The sequence below is a fragment of the Roseibium sp. RKSG952 genome (genome assembly GCF_009711355.1).
In genome coordinates, this window is sequence record NZ_SMMF01000593.1 from 1 (window position 1) to 2,237 (window position 2,237).

Sequence of the window (2,237 nt, forward strand, 5' to 3'; positions counted from 1 at the left end):
CGGCTCTGCTTGTCAATTGTACCACATTCGACGCAAGTCTGTCAGGCAATACGCTGAAGAACAACGGAGTAAATCCTGATAGCTCGCTACGCGAGGCGCACTCGAGACCCCTCCCTTAAGGAAGGGGCTTGCCGCGCTTCTGGGTCATGCGGCTTCCGTCGTCTGCGGAGCGGTCACGATGTCGCGAATAACGTCGCCGTCGACGGTCTCGTGCTCCTTGAGCACATTGGCGATGGCGTGAAGCTTGTCCATATTGTCCCTGATTTTTCGCGAAGCCGCCGAATAAGCGTCATCGATGAGGTGTTTGACGGCCTTTTCTGCCTTTTCCGGAAGCGCACCGTTGTCGGAGATATCGATCTTGATCATTCCGACATCGGGAGACATGCCCCATTCCGCGACCATCCGCCGGGCGATGGAGGTCGCTTCTTGAATGTCGGCGGCGGCCCCCGTCGTCACGGCTTCGGCACCGAAGATTGCCTCTTCGGCGGCCCGGCCTCCGGCGAGGACCTCCAAGTCCGCGAGAAGTTTCGACTTACGGATGGAAATGTGGTCTCGTTCAGGGAGGCGCATGACGAAACCAAGGGATTGTCCGCGAGGTATGATGGTCGCCTGGTGGACAGGATCGGTGCCTTCGGACAGGCAGGCGATCAGCGCGTGACCGGCCTCATGGTAGGCGATCAGGTCTCGCTCCTCCTCATTGAGGACCATGGACTTGCGCTGAACCCCGGCGATGACCTTCGTGCGAGCCTCCTCGAAATGTGCGGCATCTGCGTATTCGGCGCTTTCACGCGCCGCCAGGATCGCGGACTCGTTGACGATATTCGCGAGATCGGCGCCGGAAAACCCGGGGGTGCCGCGCGCGATGGCGGAAAGGTTTATTTCGGGTGCCAGTTTGATCTTCCGCGTGTGGACCTCGAGAATTTCCTCTCGGCCCTTGATGTCTGGGAGGCCGACATGCACATGGCGGTCAAAACGGCCTGGGCGGAGGATCGCCGGGTCGAGCACGTCGATGCGGTTGGTTGCTCCGACGACGATGATTCCGGTTTCCGCGGCGAAGCCGTCCATTTCAACAAGCAACTGGTTCAGGGTCGCGTCCCGGTCGCGGGCGACGGAATCGCCTCCGCCTCCACGTCGAGATGCCACGCTGTCGATCTCGTCGATGAAGATGATCGCAGGCGTTTTCTTGCGTGCCTCCTTGAAGAGTTTCTCAATCATGTTGCGTCCGGCCCCGGCCCACATGGAGGAGAAGTCAGAGCCGCTCACGGAAAGGAAGTGAGCGCCCGCCTCTCCCGCCAGAGCCCGAGCGAGGAGTGTTTTCCCGGTGCCTGGGGGGCCGATCATCAGGATACCCCGAGGCGGTTTGGCACCGACGCGCTCGTAGGCGGAGGGATCCTTTAGGAAGCTCTTGATTTCGGCCAGTTCGAACTTGGTATCCTGATGTCCGGCGACATCGGAGAACATAATGGACTTGGAGGGGTCTGTGGCGTTGAACGTCTTGCCAACGCTCTTTCGGATCTCCTTGAGGTAATGGGTTCCGATAAAGATCAGAACGGCCATAATGACAAGAGGGAAGCCCAGTTCGATGACGATTCCGAACACCATGAGCGGTGTGACCGTGCTCGCATTGTCCGGGAAAGAGACCGTGACGCCCGCCTCCGCGAGTTCCTTAGGGAAGTCGCCAGAGTAGAGCCAGCCGTTGTGAGTGAGCTTGATCCTGTCGCCTTCGGTCGTCCGGGAGATGACCGTTTTGCGGGTGATTTCGGCTTCCGCGAGTGTCTCCGTCTCTACAAGCTCGAGGAATTCGTTATAGGTGACGGTCTTTACCGGATCCGGATCCTTGGCATCGTCTCTGGGAGCGAAGGTGCCGACAATTAAGGCCACAAAGAAGGGCATGATCGTCAGAAGGATTAGATTAATTTTTTCTTTGCGGCGCGTGCTGGCGGCATCTGAGGACGACATTTCGAATCCCTTACTTGAACCCTTACTTAATTTTTCCTAAATTCAGGGTAAGATCAAGTGCTATCGTTGCGTCACCGCCCCATGGAGGGATTGGGTCGGCTCTTGGTTAACGGCGAGAGCTTTCGGGCGGCGGGTTGAGCAAGGATACGCTAAAAGCAAGAGAGACCGATCAGGTCTGATTTGAAGATGCTTTCCTTACGCTCTCTTCCGAGTAAGGATCTCAGTTCCAGGGCGTTGTGAAAGACCCGCCGCGCAGCGCCGAACTGGAAGTCCAGTTC

The 2,237-nt window shown here is 58.1% G+C and carries 1 protein-coding gene; it reads right to left on the reverse strand.

The window, feature by feature from the left end; translation table 11 throughout:
• Positions 1-144: 144 nt before the first annotated feature.
• Complete coding sequence (locus E1297_RS02615; RefSeq protein ID WP_155133538.1) at positions 145-1,959, reverse strand: ATP-dependent metallopeptidase FtsH/Yme1/Tma family protein; 1,815 nt, start codon at positions 1,957-1,959, stop codon at positions 145-147.
• Positions 1,960-2,237 lie beyond the last annotated feature (278 nt).